At 64.3% G+C, this 14,985-nt stretch carries 15 protein-coding genes and 1 pseudogene; 9 read left to right on the forward strand and 7 right to left on the reverse strand.

Going from position 1 to position 14,985, the window contains the following annotated elements:
* Nucleotides 1–119: 119 nt before the first annotated feature.
* The 4 genes from CKW13_RS02200 to CKW13_RS02215 all read left to right on the forward strand — a co-directional run bounded on the left by CKW13_RS02200 (nt 120) and on the right by CKW13_RS02215 (nt 4,111).
* The gene (locus tag CKW13_RS02200) at nt 120–1,112 is read left to right on the forward strand and encodes an NAD(P)-dependent oxidoreductase (RefSeq protein ID WP_095106522.1); all 993 of its coding nucleotides are present in this window, start codon (nt 120–122) and stop codon (nt 1,110–1,112) included.
* An 81-nt stretch (nt 1,113–1,193) separates the two neighbouring features.
* Nucleotides 1,194–2,063: an ATPase gene (locus CKW13_RS02205; protein WP_095106524.1), complete on the forward strand. Its 870-nt coding sequence runs from the start codon at nt 1,194–1,196 to the stop codon at nt 2,061–2,063.
* A gap of 114 nt (nt 2,064–2,177) precedes the next feature.
* Nucleotides 2,178–3,014 carry a cache domain-containing protein gene (locus tag CKW13_RS02210; protein WP_095106526.1) on the forward strand — a complete coding sequence of 279 codons (837 nt, stop codon included), beginning with the start codon at nt 2,178–2,180 and terminating at the stop codon, nt 3,012–3,014.
* Nucleotides 3,015–3,220: 206 nt separating this feature from the next.
* On the forward strand, nt 3,221–4,111 hold the full coding sequence (locus tag CKW13_RS02215; protein ID WP_095106528.1) for a helix-turn-helix domain-containing protein: 891 nt from the start codon (nt 3,221–3,223) through the stop codon (nt 4,109–4,111).
* Here the strand turns inward: CKW13_RS02215 and CKW13_RS24380 are convergent, their stop codons facing one another.
* Together CKW13_RS24380 and CKW13_RS02220 are read right to left on the reverse strand one after the other, a co-directional pair.
* Nucleotides 4,112–4,288 (reverse strand): hypothetical protein, encoded by a 177-nt coding sequence (locus CKW13_RS24380; protein ID WP_176465026.1) that lies wholly within the window; start codon nt 4,286–4,288, stop codon nt 4,112–4,114.
* Between the two features lie 141 nt (nt 4,289–4,429).
* Nucleotides 4,430–5,335 (reverse strand): LysR family transcriptional regulator, encoded by a 906-nt coding sequence (locus CKW13_RS02220; RefSeq protein ID WP_095106530.1) that lies wholly within the window; start codon nt 5,333–5,335, stop codon nt 4,430–4,432.
* A gap of 113 nt (nt 5,336–5,448) precedes the next feature.
* Between CKW13_RS02220 and CKW13_RS02225 the strand changes: the two genes are divergently transcribed.
* Together CKW13_RS02225 and CKW13_RS02230 are read left to right on the forward strand one after the other, a co-directional pair.
* Nucleotides 5,449–6,333: an MBL fold metallo-hydrolase gene (locus tag CKW13_RS02225; RefSeq protein WP_095106533.1), complete on the forward strand. Its 885-nt coding sequence runs from the start codon at nt 5,449–5,451 to the stop codon at nt 6,331–6,333.
* A 26-nt stretch (nt 6,334–6,359) separates the two neighbouring features.
* Nucleotides 6,360–6,974, forward strand: coding sequence for an NAD(P)-dependent oxidoreductase (locus CKW13_RS02230; RefSeq protein ID WP_095106535.1), 615 nt, complete (start codon nt 6,360–6,362; stop codon nt 6,972–6,974).
* A 117-nt stretch (nt 6,975–7,091) separates the two neighbouring features.
* On the opposite strand, the gene CKW13_RS02235 is transcribed toward CKW13_RS02230, so the two are convergent.
* The gene (locus CKW13_RS02235) at nt 7,092–8,015 is read right to left on the reverse strand and encodes an AraC family transcriptional regulator (protein WP_095106537.1); all 924 of its coding nucleotides are present in this window, start codon (nt 8,013–8,015) and stop codon (nt 7,092–7,094) included.
* A gap of 337 nt (nt 8,016–8,352) precedes the next feature.
* Between CKW13_RS02235 and CKW13_RS02240 the strand changes: the two genes are divergently transcribed.
* Nucleotides 8,353–8,685: an antibiotic biosynthesis monooxygenase family protein gene (locus CKW13_RS02240; protein WP_095106538.1), complete on the forward strand. Its 333-nt coding sequence runs from the start codon at nt 8,353–8,355 to the stop codon at nt 8,683–8,685.
* 42 nt (nt 8,686–8,727) lie between these two features.
* Nucleotides 8,728–8,967, forward strand: a complete 240-nt coding sequence (locus CKW13_RS02245; RefSeq protein ID WP_095106540.1) for a hypothetical protein — start codon at nt 8,728–8,730, stop codon at nt 8,965–8,967.
* Here CKW13_RS02245 and CKW13_RS02250 read toward each other — a convergent pair.
* The gene (locus CKW13_RS02250; RefSeq protein ID WP_095106541.1) at nt 8,960–9,589 is read right to left on the reverse strand and encodes a flavin reductase family protein; all 630 of its coding nucleotides are present in this window, start codon (nt 9,587–9,589) and stop codon (nt 8,960–8,962) included. The two genes, CKW13_RS02245 and CKW13_RS02250, sit on opposite strands and share 8 nt — an antisense overlap.
* 172 nt (nt 9,590–9,761) lie before the next feature.
* Between CKW13_RS02250 and CKW13_RS02255 the strand changes: the two are divergent.
* A pseudogene (locus CKW13_RS02255) lies at nt 9,762–9,956 on the forward strand (hypothetical protein); the annotation flags it as partial.
* Between the two features lie 146 nt (nt 9,957–10,102).
* Here CKW13_RS02255 and CKW13_RS02260 read toward each other — a convergent pair.
* The 3 genes from CKW13_RS02260 to CKW13_RS02270 form a co-directional block, all read right to left on the reverse strand.
* Nucleotides 10,103–11,422, reverse strand: a complete 1,320-nt coding sequence (locus CKW13_RS02260; protein ID WP_095106543.1) for an MFS transporter — start codon at nt 11,420–11,422, stop codon at nt 10,103–10,105.
* Nucleotides 11,423–11,846: 424 nt separating this feature from the next.
* Nucleotides 11,847–13,178, reverse strand: coding sequence for a sigma-54 dependent transcriptional regulator (locus CKW13_RS02265; protein ID WP_095106545.1), 1,332 nt, complete (start codon nt 13,176–13,178; stop codon nt 11,847–11,849).
* The gene (locus CKW13_RS02270) at nt 13,172–14,980 is read right to left on the reverse strand and encodes an ATP-binding protein (RefSeq protein ID WP_371856205.1); all 1,809 of its coding nucleotides are present in this window, start codon (nt 14,978–14,980) and stop codon (nt 13,172–13,174) included. The genes CKW13_RS02265 and CKW13_RS02270 overlap by 7 nt, the downstream gene beginning before the upstream one ends.
* Between the last annotated feature and the right edge of the window lie 5 nt (nt 14,981–14,985).

A 14,985-nucleotide genomic window follows, 5' to 3' on the forward strand; every position in this document is an offset into this window, starting at 1 on the left:
CATGCCAGCGTCAACAACAACCCAGTAGTAGCTGCAAGTTGCAAGCTCAAAGCTAAAGCCAAGGCTTGAGGCTTGAGGCTTACAGCTCAAAGCTTGCAGCTGCTTTTTAAGGAATATGAATGAAAATTCTGGTCACCGGCGCAAGCGGCTTTATTGGCGGGCGTTTTTCCCGTTTTGCCCTGGAGCAGGGCCTACAGGTACGGGTCAACGGGCGTCGGGCCGAAGCGGTCGAGCATTTGGTGCGCCGTGGTGCCGAGTTCGTCCAGGGCGATTTGAGCGATGGCTTGTGGGTGCGCGAGTTGTGCCGCGACGTCGATGCGGTGGTGCATTGCGCCGGTGCGGTGGGGCTGTGGGGGCGTTATCAGGACTTTCACGACGGCAACGTGCTGCTGACCGAAAACGTCGTCGAGGCGTGCCTCAAACAAAATGTGCGGCGCCTGGTGCACCTGTCTTCGCCCTCGATGTACTTCGACGGCCGCGATCACTTGGGCCTGACCGAAGAGCAAGTGCCCAAGCGCTTTAGCCACCCCTACGCGGCCACCAAGTACCTGGCTGAGCAGAAAGTCTTCGGCGCCCAGGAGTTCGGCCTCGAAGTGCTGGCCCTGCGCCCACGCTTTGTCACCGGCGCCGGCGACATGAGCATCTTCCCGCGCCTGCTCAAGATGCAGCGCAAGGGGCGCCTGGCGATTGTCGGCAACGGCTTGAACAAGGTGGACTTCACCAGCGTGCAAAACCTTAACGAGGCCTTGCTCGCCAGCCTGCTGGCCAACGGCTCGGCCCTGGGCAAGGCGTACAACATCAGCAACGGCGCGCCGGTGCCGCTGTGGGATGTAGTCAACTACGTGATGCGCCAGATGCAGGTGCCCCAGGTCACCCGTTACCGTTCCTACGGCCTGGCCTACAGCGCTGCGGCGCTCAACGAAGGGCTGTGCAAACTCTGGCCCGGGCGCCCCGAGCCGACGCTGTCGCGCCTGGGCATGCAGGTGATGAACAAGAACTTCACCCTGGACATCAGCCGCGCCCGGCATTACCTGGGTTATGAGCCGAGCGCCAGCCTGTGGTCGGCCCTTGATGAGTTTTGCGCCTGGTGGCAAGCCCAGCACCCTGCCTGAAAACCGCCGCGCCCGCTCAACGGGGCGGCTTAGGGGTTTATACTCGCGCCATTCATTCCGGCCGCTCACAAAGGTTGCCCCATGCGTAACGATGCACACGACGACTTCGATGACGTTCCGAGCCTGCGGGCCGACCCCCTCGATGACGACTTCGCCCCCAACCCCGCAGCCCGCGAACGCACCAGCGTGCACTCGCGGCCCGTACCGGCGGCCAAGGTCAAGGTGCCGAGTACCGGGCCGCTGTGGGCGTTGGTCGGCGCGCTGTTCTTCGCCTTTGTCGGCCTGGCCTGGTGGAGCTTCCAGCAAATCTCGCTGATGGAGCAGCAACTGGTGGCAACCCAGGAAAGCTTTGCGCGCATCAGCGAAGAAGCGGCAGGGCGCTTGCAGGCGATCTCCGGCAAGGTGGTGGCCAGTGAGTCGAACGTCAACAGCGGCAGCGAAGCGCTGAAACTGCAAATCAAGCAACTGGAAAGCAAGTTGCTGGAGCAGAACAACCAGTTGCTCGAACAGAACAAGCAACAACAAGGCGTGGCGGGGCAGGCCACCGACCTGGACAAACGCCTGGCGCAGATCAGCAGCCAAGCCAACACCCACGCCACTGAATTGCAAACCGCCACCAGCCAGTTGCAGGCGCAGGTCAAGGCCCTGGGCACCGAACTGGCCGCCCTCAAGAGCGCCCAACCGGACACCAGCAAGGTCGATGCCCAGCTCAAGAGCCTGGGTGGTGAGATCGCCGCGCTGAAAAAACAGGGCAACCCGAGCGCGGCCATCGAACGCCTTGAACAAGACCTGCTGGTGCTCAAAAGCGAGCAGGACAACCGCCCGGCCAGCCCGGCAGGTGGAGCCAGTACGGCGGAGTTCGACGCCTTTCGCGGCCAGGTCACCCGCAACATCAACACCTTGCAAAGCCAGATCCAGAACCTGCAACAACAGATCAGCGCCCGCCGCTGACCTCTGGCCCACCCGGGCGGCGATGCCGCCCCGACCCTACAAAACCTGAATACCCTCCCATAGCCGCCAACCCGTCTACGCTGTTCACACGTCAACAGGAGCGAGGAATGGGCAATGAAGTACCTGCACAAAATGGCATGGTTGGGCTGTTTGCTGATGTTGCCGCTGGCGCCGGCCCACGCGGCCGATGATGGCCAAGCCGCGCGGGCCTTGCTGGAAAAGGCCCTGGCCTACTACCACGACAACGGCGACAAGGCCTTCGCCGCCTTCAGCCGTCAGGGTGAGTTCGTCGACAAGGACCGCTACGTATTTGTGGTCGACACCAAGGGCACGATGCTCGCCAGCGGCGGGCCGTCGTCGGCGCTGATCGGCCGCGATGTCAGCGAAGTGCTCGGCCCAGACCTGCAAAAAACCTTCAAGGACGCCCTGAAAATCCCCGAGGGCAATGGCATCCAGCAAGCCGAATACCGCTGGCGCAACTGGGCCGACGGCAAGGTCGAGCGCAAGCATGTGTACTACCAGCGCATCGGCCAGCGCATTCTTGCCGTCGGCTACTACCTGCCACGGGCTTCGGCCGAACAGGCCAAGGCGCTGCTCGACAAGGCCGCCGCCGACCTGGCCAAGGACGAAAAGGGCACGCTGGCGGCCATCAACACCCTCAAGGGCGGTTACCTGGAAGATGACCTCTATGTTTTCGTCGTCGACCTCGACACCCGCCGCTACGTGGCCCACGGCACCCAACTGCGGCTTATCAACACCGACTTTGGCAAGGTCGTAGACCCCGAGGGCAAACCCGTGGGCGAGCCGATCCTGGCGTTGATCGCGGGGCAGGATGAGGGCGAATACCAATACCGCTGGAAAAACCCGGTCACCGCCAAGGTGGAAAACAAACACGCCTACCTGAAAAAGGTCGGGCACTTCCTGGTGGCGGTGGGGTACTACAGCCCTTGAGGTCACGCACCAAGCGCTGTACCTGACAAAGCCGCCCCACGGGCGGCTTTGTTCATGGGGCCGTCAGACGTTGCCTTGAGAAAAGGCTGAACTGGCGCCCAATGCTTGCATTTTGGCCATGGCTCCCCTTCAAATGCAGGAGCAATGATGGGTAACCCGCTCAGCGGTATGTAAACCGCTCCACTCCCAGAGGCCTGGATGCAGTTATGAACAAGCCTGCCCTACCTTCCATCCCAGTGTTCACGCTCTATGGCGAAAGCCTCGGCTGGCCGACCCCGGACCTGCTGCACTGTGAAACCATCTCCCACCGCAGCCGCGAGCACCAATGGGAAATCAAACCCCATCGCCACGCCGACCTGTGCCAGTTGTTGTTTGTGCACAAGGGCCAGGCGCAGATCGAGGTCGACGGCCAGCACTGGCAGGTGGACGAGGCGGCGATCCAGATCCTGCCACCGCAGAGCGTGCACGGTTTTCGTTTCAGCGAAGAGGTCCAGGGTTATGTGCTGACCCTGGCCGCGCCCTTGCTCGCCCATTTGCAGGCGCAACTGGGCCAGGCCCTGGGCACCCTGACCGTGGCCGAAAGCTACCCGGTGGGCGCCGACGGCGATTACCTCGAAGGGTTGTTTGGCGCCTTGCAGCGTGAGTACGTCGGCCATCAGCCGGCGCGGGACATGCTCATGCATTCACTGCTCAGCGTGATCGTGGTGTGGCTGGGGCGCCAGGTGCAGCAGCGGCGCCAGGGTGAACAACGCCCGCAACGGGCGCGCGAGTACCTCAACGGCTACCTGCAACTGGTCGAAACCCACTACCGCGAGCATGTCAAAGTCGAAGACCTGGCCCATCAACTGGGCATCTCGGTGTCGCACCTCAATGGCACTTGCCGCGAACTGGCGGGGCAACCGGCGTTGCAGATCATGCACGAGCGCCAGTTGCTCGAAGCCAAGCGCCTACTGACCTACACCAGCATGACGATCTACGAAATGTCCGAAGCCCTGGGTTTTTCCGACCCGACCAACTTCACCCGCCTGTTCCGCCGGCGCGTGGGCATCTCGCCCAAGGCTTTTCGCGACCGCCTCAAAGCCGGCCCGCGCGGCTGACTACCTCAGCGCATTGAGGGTTGCGGTGTGTGGGATGCAATGCTCGGCACCGCAACTGGCGGCAATGCGCGGCTCCTGGCGTGCCTGCTCGACGCGATAGGCCGCGGCGCCGTACAGCGCCAGGGTGAACGTGCAGGTGACAAAAATGGCGAAGAATCTTCTTGTTTTGATGTTCATGGCAGCGACCTCTGAACGAATACCCGGGGGGTACAGGTTTGAGCATAGGCCAGCCGTGGGTAGATGCCATGAGATTGCTATCGGGGTATTCAGGCCGCTGATGGGCCTGTTGTTTCTGTAGCAAGCGGGCAAGCCCGCTTGCTACAGGCCCACGTCCCAAATCGGTTCCTGGGGAAAGCGCAGCACCAGAAAATCCAGCACGCTGCGCAGCGCCGCCGGCATGTGTTTGCGCGAGGCGTAGACCGCGTAGATGTTCATCTGCCGCGGTTCGGCTTGCGGCAGCAGGCGGATCAACTCGCCGCTGTGCACATGCACGCCGGCCTGATAGCTGGGCAGCATCGCAATGCCGGCGCCGGCCAGGGTGGCGCGTAACAGGGTGCTGGCCTCGTTGGCGCTGATGTTGCCCTGTACCGGCACCGACAGCGGTTCGCCGCCCTGCTCGAAGTGCCACAGGCTCTTGCCGAAGTAGGAATGGGTCAGGCAATTGTGCTGGCTCAGGTCCTCGACCCGCCGGGGCGCCGGGTGTTCGCGCAGGTACGCCGGGGCGGCGCACACCAGCGAGCGGCACACCGTCAGGCGCCGGGCGATGAGGTTGGGGTCCAGGTCGTTGCTGGTGCGGATCGCCAGGTCGATGCGCTCGTCCACGAGGTTCACCGTACGGTCGAGCATTTGCAGGTCGATGCTCACCCCGGGGTAGCGCTTGACGTACTCGGCCATGGCGTCGGCCAGTTGCGCCTGGCCGAACGAGGTGCTTACGCTCAGGCGCAGCAGGCCGCGCGGGGCGTCATCCGGCTCGCTGACGGCGGCTTGCATGTCGGCGCTCAATTCCAGCATCTGCCGGCAGCGCGGCAGGATTTCACTGCCGGCGGCGGTCAGGCTCAACTTGCGCGTGGTGCGGTGCATCAGGCGCGCACCGACCCAATCTTCCAGTTCCGCCAGATACCGCGACACCACCGGCCGCGACAGGTCTAGGTGCTCAGCGGCGGCCGACTGGCTGCCCAGGTCCACCACCGTGACAAACACCCGCATTGCGTGAAGACGATCCATGATTTGCCCGCTTTCAGAAACAAACTATGTTCGAGCATCGCATTTTTCAGTGCCAATGACCTCACTAAGCTGCACCGATGCCATTCCCGGCCACCGCCTTCTGGAGCACTGCCATGATCGGATTTTCCACCCTCAAGCGCCTGTTACTGGCCACCGCCGCCCTCGGTTTTGCCGCCCACGCCGCCGCCAGCGAACCGGCCCTGAAGCTGGACGTGTACAACCCCGGCGAGGCGGCGATCTTCCCGGTCAGTTCGGTGCTGGTCAGCGGCCAGAAGGACGCCATCCTGGTCGATGCCCAGTTCGGCAAGGCCCAGGCCCAAGCCGTGGTCGACAAGATCCGCGCCAGCGGCAAGCACCTGACCACCATCTACATCAGCCACGGCGACCCGGATTACTACTTCGGCCTGGACACCCTGGTCGCCGCGTTCCCCGACGCCAACGTACTGGCCTCTGCGCCGACCGTGGCCCACATCAAGGCCACCGTGGCCGGCAAACTGGCCTTCTGGGGGCCGCAGATGGGCGCCGACGTGCCGCACAAAACCATCGTGCCCCAGGTGCTTGAAGGCAACAGCCTGACGCTCGAAGGCCAGTCGTTGCAGGTCATTGGCCTGGACGGCCAGCAGCCGGACCGCAGTTTTGTGTGGATCCCCTCGATCAAAGCCGTGGTCGGTGGGGTGGTGGTGGCCGAGAACATTCATGTGTGGATGGCCGACACCCAGAGCGCCCAGTCCCGCGCCGATTGGCTGGCGACCCTGCAACGCATCGAAAGCCTGCAACCGGCTACGGTGATTGCCGGCCACTATTTGGGCCAGGGCAGCCGTTCATTGGCGGCGGTGCGCTTCACTAGCGACTACATTCAAGCGTTCGACCAAGAGGCCGCCAAGGCCAAGGACGCCGCGCAACTGATTGCAGCAATGAAAAAACGCTACCCCGACCTGGGCGATGACAGCTCCCTGGAGCTGAGTGCCAAGGTCGCCAAGGGCGAAATGAAGTGGTGAAGCGAGTCCAACCAACGGAGAACGTCATGAGCACAATCGCAATTATCGGGGCCACCGGCCGCGCCGGCAGCCAATTGCTGGAAGAGGCCTTGCGCCGGGGCCATAGCGTCACAGCCATCGCCCGCAATACCGCCAGCCTTGGCCAGCGCCCCGGGGTGGTGGCCAAGGAGGTCGACGTACTGGACGCCAACGCCCTGCAAGCGGCCCTCGCCGGGCACGATGCGGTCATCAGCGCCGCACACTTTGCCACCATCCCTGCCAGTGCCATCCTCGGCCCGGTCAAACAGGCTGGGGTCAAGCGCCTGCTGGTGGTGGGTGGCGCCGGCTCATTGTTGCTGCCCGGCGGTGGAAAAGTCATCGACAGCCCCGGTTTCCCCGAGGAGTACCGCGCCGAGGCCAGCGCTGGCGGCGTCTACCTCGACACGCTGCGCCAGGAGCGGGACTTGGACTGGACCTTCCTTTCGCCCTCGGCGGAGTTCGTCGAAGGCGACCGCACCGGTAAATTCCGCCTGGGCCAGGATGAGTTGCTGATCGACGCCCAGGGCCGCAGTTGGATCACGTTCGCCGACTTTGCCATCGCAATGATCGACGAACTGGAAAACCCCCAGCATTCGCGGCAGCGATTTACGGTGGGGTATTGAGCCCCTGAGCCGGTAGCTTTCATGTGGGCGTGAGCCTGCTTGCGATAGCGGTGGTTCAGGCACATCGCTCTCGCGAGCAGGCTCGCTCCCACAGCGGTTCACGCTTACACAAAGTCCTCAGGAGCGCAGCCGCGCCAGATCCCGCAACGGGGGCGCGCCGAACAGGCGGCTGTATTCGCGGCTGAATTGCGAAGGGCTTTCATACCCCACCCGGTAACCCGCCGCCGAGGCGTCCAGGCCTTCGGCCAGCATCAGGCGGCGGGCTTCCTGTAGGCGCAATTGCTTCTGGTACTGCAACGGGCTCATGGCCGTCATGGCCTTGAAACGGTGGTGCAGGGTCGACACGCTCAGGTTCACCGTGCGCGCCAGGTCGTCGATGCGCAGCGCTTGCTGATAGTTGCCGTTAAGCCATTTGATCGCCTGGCCGATGCGGTGGCTCTGGCTATTGGCGCTGGCGATTTCATACAGGCGATAACCCTGGGGGCTGCGCAACAGGCGATAGAGAATTTCGCGCTGCACCAGGGGCGCGAGCATGGCCACGTCCTTGGGCGTGTCCAGCAGGCGTGCCAGGCGCAGCACCGCGTCCAGCATCGCCGGGTCCAGGGGTTCCACGTACAACCCGCGGCCCGTGGGCCGGGCGGGTACGCCCAAGGGGCCGGCGTCGGCGATCAATGCGGTGATTTGTGCCGGGTCGATGTCCAGGCGCAAAGCCAGGATCGGCTCCTCGCTAGTGACATTGACCACCCGCCCGCTCAGGGGCATCGACACCGAGACCACCAGGTAATTGAGCGGGTCGTAGTTGAACAACTCGTCGGCCAGGCGCACTTCCTTGCGGCCCTGGGCGATGACGCACAGCGCCGGTTGCGCCAGCACCGGGGCGAACTCATGGCAATGGCTGTGGCGCGACATGAACAGCGAACCGATGGCCGTGGCGTAGGTGCCGTCCTGGGCGGTGTTGCGGGCGATCAGCGCGGCCAGCTCGGCGCGCTGTTTTTCCCGGTCGGCGTCCAGCGGGGCCGGGGGGTTCTGGGGCGACAGCATGGCGGGCATCCTCGGCGGCGATCGGGGGAAACCCGCACAGCTTATGTTTGTGCAAGGCCAGCGGGTAGACCATTGCTGCACAAAAGTTGCCTGATCCTGCCGGGTTTTGCGCCTATCGCCGCCGCCCAGGACCCGCCAGTGGTAAAACTTGCTTGAAACCGCGACCCTCGCGGCCTTCGAAGGCCGACCGCCGGCACCAGCACGAAAAAACGCCCGGCGCAGGATCGTGCAATAAACCGGCAGAAATCGACTAACGGCCCTGGTCCGCGCCCCTTAACCTTTGATCCTGCCGTCACCCGGCTCCGGGTGGCGCATCGACACCTGCGGAGGATCTCCCATGACCATGCCTTTACCCGTCAGCCACATGGCCCTGGTGCGTGCCCGCGCCGGGCGCTCGATGGACCTGGGCGCGCGCCTGAGCAGCCTGATCGAACCCACCCTCGGTGCCCCTGGTTGCCTGCACTTTGCCTTGCAGCATTCGCTGTGCGACCCGGACCTGTGGCAGGTCTGCGGGTTTTGGCGCGACGCGCAGGCCATGACCGCCCACTTCAACTCGCCCGCCCTGAACGTGTTCGCCCAACTGGTGCAGGACGGCGTGGTCGAGCGCCTGGATTTCCACACCTTCAGCGAGGTGTCCCGCCCACAGGACATGCAGCGCCTGGCCGGTTGAGCCGCTAGAATGGCCGCTTTTCATTTGCCCAGGAGCAGTGACATGGCACGTAGAGAGTTCGCGCAATTCGAGGCCGTTTCGGCCGCTGTGCGGGGGGAGGAGGGCTACCACGCCGCCATCGCGGTCAAGGGCCTGGGCGCTTCGGGGGCGCCGCGTTTCCATAAGGTGCTGGCCGAGCAGACGTTCAACACCGCCCTGGCCGCCGACGAAGCCGCCGAGCAGTCATTGGCGTTGCTGGGCGATGTCGACGACGAAGGCGAACTGGTCTGGCGCGCTATTTGACCGCGCCGGGTCGGTACATCTTGAACAGGGCCTCGGGGCCTACCTGGAAGTAATCCGCCGGGCCGCCGCCGCGCAGAATCGGCTCGGCGGCGGCGGTGTCGTAGACGCCGTCCTTGAGCAACCACTTGGCGATATGCACCGCCACCACTTCGCCCAGCACCAACCAACTCGGCACCAGCGCCTGGTCGGCCCGTTGCAGTTGAATGATCTGGGTGACCTTGCATTCAAACGCCACCGGGCTCTCGCCCACCCGCGGCACCGCGATCACCTTCGACGCCACCGGCGTCAACCCCGCCAACGCGAACTCATCCACCTCGGCCGGCACGCTGGCGCAGCTCTGGTTCATCTGTTCGGCCAACGGCCGCGTGGCCAGGTTCCAGACGAACTCGCCGGTCTGCTCGATGTTGTTGAGGCTGTCTTTGCGCCCGACGCTGGAGAACCCGATGATCGGCGGAATGTAGTTGAAGGCGTTGAAAAAACTGTAGGGCGCCAGGTTCAGGCGGCCGTCGCGGTCCTGGGAAGAAATCCAGCCAATGGGCCGCGGGCCGACGATGGCATTGAACGGGTCGTGGGGCAGGCCGTGGCCGTGGGCGGGTTCGTAGAAATGGATGTCGTCCGGCATGGGCGGGTTCCTGCTGGGTGGCTCGGGGAGGCGCCATAGTGCTATCGGGGGCGGTGCAATTCCATGGGGAACATGGAATTTTCATACATCGGCCACCTATTTTTCACAGCGCCCACTTCAGTCTGCGCCCTAGCTCGACACCTTTGCGGTGAACACGCTGCCGCAGATCACCCTAGTGTTCTGGATCATGAAGAACAGCGCCACGACCCTGGGCGACTTCCTGACCCAACCCCATGAAAAGGGTGGGCTGGATTTCGGCACCATCGGTTCGTCGGCGGTATTGGCGTTGGTGCTGGTGGCGATGATCGCCGGGGCGTCGTATGCGCAGCGCCGCTATGGGCGCCCGGTGGCGCCTGAGTTGAGCTGAAATCGGTTAACCGTGGGTGTAGCAAGCGGGCTTGTGTGGGAGCGGGCTCGCCCGCGATGGCGATGGCACATTCACAGTGAATGCCGGCAGTTAAACCGCCCTCGCGGGCGGGCCCGCTCCCACAACAAACCCATGGCTACAACAGGTCAGTCTGTCTCGATCCGCGAGTGGGTGCGGGTGTCTTTCATCGTGGCGTAGACCATCAGGGAGATGGCGATGCACCCGGTCACGTACCAGTAGTAGCCGGTTTCCATGCCTACGCTCTTGAACCACAGGGCGATGTATTCAGCGGTGCCGCCGAAGATCGACACGGTCAGCGCATACGGCAGGCCCACGCCCAGGGCGCGGATTTCGGTGGGGAACAGCTCGGCCTTGACCACGGCGTTGATCGAGGTGTAGCCGCTGACAATAATCAGCGCCGCCATAATCAGGAAGAACGCGCCCCACCAGGTCTGGATGGTGTGCAGGGTGGTGAGGATCGGCACGGTGAACAGGGTGCCGAGCACGCCGAAGGCGATCAGGATCGGGCGCCGGCCCACTTTGTCCGAGAGCCCGCCGATGATCGGTTGCAGGCACATGAACAGGAACAGCGTCGCTGCCGAAATGGTGGTGGAGTCGGAGATGCTCATGCCCACCGTGTTCACCAGGTACTTCTGCATGTAGGTGGTGTAGGTGTAGAACGCCAGGGTGCCGCCCATGGTCAGGCCGACCACGGTCATCAGTTCCTTGGGATGGCGCAGCAAGGTGCGCATGGAGCTTTCCTTGGCTTTTTTCTTCTTGGTGAACGACTCGGTTTCTTCCATGCCACGGCGCAGGTACAAGGCCACTACCGCGCACAGCGCGCCGATGGCGAACGGAATGCGCCAGCCCCATGCGTACAGTTCTTCGGTGGTCAGCACTTGCTGCAACACGATCAGCACGCCCAGCGCGATGAGCTGGCCGGAGATCAGGGTCACGTACTGGAAGCTGGAGAAGAAGCCGCGACGTTCCTTGGTCGCCATTTCGCTCAGGTAAGTGGCCGAGGTGCCGTACTCGCCGCCCACGGACAAGCCTTGCAGCAGCCGCGCGAACACCAGCAAGATCGGCGCGCCGACGCCAATGGTCTCGTAGCCGGGGGCCAGGGCAATAATCAGCGAGCCGAAGCACATCAGCAGCACGGAGGCCATCAGCGCCGATTTACGGCCCACACGGTCGGCGTACAGGCCCATCAGCCAGCCGCCGATGGGGCGCATCAAAAAGCCCACGGCGAAAATCGCGGCGGTGTTGAGCAACTGCGCGGTGGTGTCGCCCTTGGGGAAGAAGGTCTTGGCGAAGTACAGCGAGAACGCGGCGTAAACGTACCAGTCGTACCACTCGACCATGTTGCCCACCGAGCCACTGAAAATCGACTTGATGCGGCTGGAGGTGGTTCTTTCTTTTGCGGGCGCAGCGGTCGCCCCGCCAGGCAGGGTATTGGAGTTATCCATTGAAGGATCCTTCATCGTCATTGTTGTTGTGGAGCGCGTCGAAGCGCAGCCTGGCAGGGCTATAGCAGAACCCGTGCCAGCAACCGAAGGCCCGGGCTAGAGGGGTTTGACAGGTTTTGTGAGCGGTAAACCGCTGACGGCGGGAGATGGATGAGCGGAAAACCGCCTATGCCGAACGGGTGACAGGCCGATGTTGGAGGGGGCAAGCCTTTGTGGGAGCGGGCCTGCCCGCGATGGCGGCAACCGGGGCAATGAAGAGGTTGGCTATTAGGGCCCTATCGCGGGCAGGCCCGCTCCCACAGTTGAACTGGGGTGTGGGTGGGATTTTCATTTTCCTCTGTGGGAGCGAGCCTGCTCGTGATGGCGGTGACGAATGGCAGGGGTAAGACAGTTGCCCCACAGCGGCCCGATCTTTTTACGCAGGCTATGGCCCTAGAAACATCTCCCGGGTCAGCCCGTGGCGTTGCATTTTTTCGTTGAAGGTACGCCGGGGCAGTTGCAGTTCGGCGAGGACGGCTTTGATGTCGCCGTGATGGCGGGTCAGGGCGGCGCGCAGGCATTGGGCCTCGAAGGCTTCCTGGCGGGCGGCGAGGGATTGATTGGGCTGCGGCTCGTCCTCGGCCGGGGCTTGCAGGCCCAGCACCTGGCGCTCGGCGACGTTGGCCAGTTCGCGCACGTTGCCCGGCCAGTCGTGGCTGAGCAGGCGGCTCAGTTGCGCGCCGCTGCTAGGGGCGGCGTTGCGGCCCAGGCGTTGGGCGGCGGCGTGGAGGAAGTGCTCGTAGAGCAGGGGAATGTCTTCGCGGCGCTCGCGCAGGGGCGGCAGGCGCAGTTCGGCAATGTTCAGGCGATAGGCCAGGTCTTGGCGAAAGCGCCCCGCGCGGGCCTCATCCAACAGGTCCGGTTTGGTCGCGGTGATGATGCGCAAGTCCACGCTGATGCTCTGGTTCGCGCCCAGGCGTTCAAGCTTGTGTTCCTGCAACACCCGCAGCAATTTCACTTGCTGGGCCAAGGGCATGCTCTCGATTTCATCGAGAAACAGCGTGCCGCCGTCGGCGTACTCGAGCTTGCCGATGCGCTTGCCCTGGGCGCCGGTGAAGGCGCCGCTTTCATGGCCGAACAGCTCGGCCTCGAACAGGTGTTCGGGGATCGCCGCGCAGTTGAGCGCCACGAAGGGTTTGTCGGCGCGCGGGCCGAAATCGTGCAGGCAACGGGCGATCAGTTCCTTGCCGCTGCCGGTTTCGCCACGGATCAGCACATTCACCGGCAGCGCCGCCAAGTCCAGCACCTGGCGGCGCAGGGTCTGCATGCTTTGCGACACACCCAGCAGGCGCGCATCCAGGCGTGCACGGTGGTCGGCCTGGGTGTGCAGGCTGCGGTTTTCCAGCACCAGGGCGCGTTTGTCCAAGGCGCGGCGCAGGCTGGCCAGCAGGGTTTCGGGGCTGAAGGGTTTTTCCAAAAAGTCGTAGGCGCCGTCGCGCATGGCCTCCACTGCCATCGGCACGTCGCCGTGGCCGGTAAGCAGGATCAGCGGCAGGTCCGGGTCCAGGGCGCGCACCTGCTCCAGTAACTCCAGGCCGCTCATGCCGGGCATGCGCACATCGCTGAGGATCACCCCGGGAAAATTCCGCGGCAGTTGTTCAAGGCATGCCTGCGCACGGGCAAAGCACTGCACCGCGAACCCCGAAAGCCCCAGCCATTGCTCCACGGCGTCGCGGATACTGGCCTCGTCATCCACCACCATCACGGCGTTCAACATGGCGCGCTCACCTCAAGGGCAATCGGCAGGGTCAGGGTGAACAGCGCACCGCCCGGAATGTTGGCCACGCTCAAGCGCCCACCGTGTTCATGGACAATGGCGAACGACACCGCCAGCCCCAGGCCCAAGCCATCACCTACCGGTTTGGTGGTGAAGAAGGGGTCGAAGACGTTGTTCAGGTTCTCGCTGGCGATGCCACCGCCGCTGTCGGCCACGGTCAGGCGCCACAGGTGCTGGTCGGCTTCGATGCGGATTTCCAGGTGTTTGAGGGGTTTGTCGGCCATGGCGTCGAGGGCGTTGCGCAGCAGGTTGATAAGCACTTGTTCGAGGCGGATTGCATCGCCCTGGACCCACGCTGGGCGGGCCAGGTGCAACGTGGTGCTGATCTGTTCATCACGCAGGCGCGCTTCGAGCAGGTGCAGGGACTGGTCCACCACCGCGGCCAGGTCGAGGCGTTCGCGCAGGCCGCTGGGGCTTTTGCGGGCGAAGGTCTTGAGGTGGCCGGTGAGCGCGGCCATGCGGGTGAGCATGGCGTCCAGCGGCCCCAGGGCTTTATGGGCGTCATCGACGCGGCCGTGGTCCAGCAGCAGGCGCAGGGTGGCCAGTTGGGTGCGTTGGGCGGTCAGCGGTTGGTTGATTTCGTGGGCCAGGGCGGCGGACATCTGCCCCAGGGCCGCCAGTTTGGCCGATTGCACCAGGCCATCCTGGGCGGTGCGCAGGTCGCGGGTGCGTTCTTCGACCAGTTTCTCCAGCTCTTCGCGGCTGCGTTGGCGCAGGCGGGCCAGGCGCCAGCGCTGGTTGAGGAACAGCAACAGGAACACCAGGGCCAGCCACGCCCCGGCGGCGGCGAGCCCGGCGTTGCGGCTGTCTTCCAGGGCGGCTTGCGGTTTGCGCAACAGGTGCAGGGTCCAACCCTCGGCGGTCAGCGGCAAGGATTCCCACAGGTAATCCTGCTCGCCGTCCGGGCCATCGACCCGCGCCAGGTAGCTGTTGTCGTCAAAACGTCGCACCGCTTGGTAGGCCAGGGGCGTGAGGGGTTGTTTGTCGTATTGGCGGGTGGCTTGCAGCTCGGCGCGGTCGGCGTCCGACAGGGGTTGCAGGTAGCGGTAGCGCCAGCCGGGCTGGTTGGCGATAAATACGATGCCGCGTGCGTCGCTGACCAACAGGGTGTCGCTGCCCTGGCGCCATTCGCGTTCCAGCTCGGGGAATTCGAGTTTCACCACCATGGCCCCGAGAAACTCACCGGCGCTGTTGTGCACCGCGCTGGCAAGGAAGTAGCCGGGAATGCCGCTGGTCACGCCCACCGCGTAGAAACGCCCGGTGCCCTGGCTGCGGGTTTGCATGAAGTAGGGGCGAAAGCCGTAGTTGTGGCCCACGTAGCTGCTGGGCAGGCGCCAGTTGCTGGCGGCCACGGCCAGGCCGGTGCGGTCCAGCAGTTCCAGGGTCGAGGACTGCGCCGCACCGTTGATTTTTTCCAGTTTGCGGTTCAGGGCGCCTTGCTGTTCGGTGCCCAGCGGGCCGTCGAGGGCGGCGATCAGTTCCGGGTCCAGGGCCAGCACGGCGGGCAGGGCGCGGTAGCGTTCGATCAGGGTGTGCAGCGAGTTAGCGTACAGGGCCAGTTGTTCATTGGCCCGGGCGGCGTCCTCCACCAGCGCCTGGCGCTCGGCGTGGCGCATGGCAAACCCGGCCGCGAGGGCGGCGCCGGCAAGAATCAGCAAGGTGTAGAGCGTCAGGCGCAAGGGGCGAGAGGTCAGGTTCATGCTGTCGGAAATAGGCAGGAATGGGGGCGGGCACCATACCATGGCGG

Origin of the sequence: Pseudomonas sp. Irchel 3E20 (genome assembly GCF_900187645.1) — a bacterium.
Taxonomy (GTDB): Bacteria; Pseudomonadota; Gammaproteobacteria; order Pseudomonadales; family Pseudomonadaceae; genus Aquipseudomonas.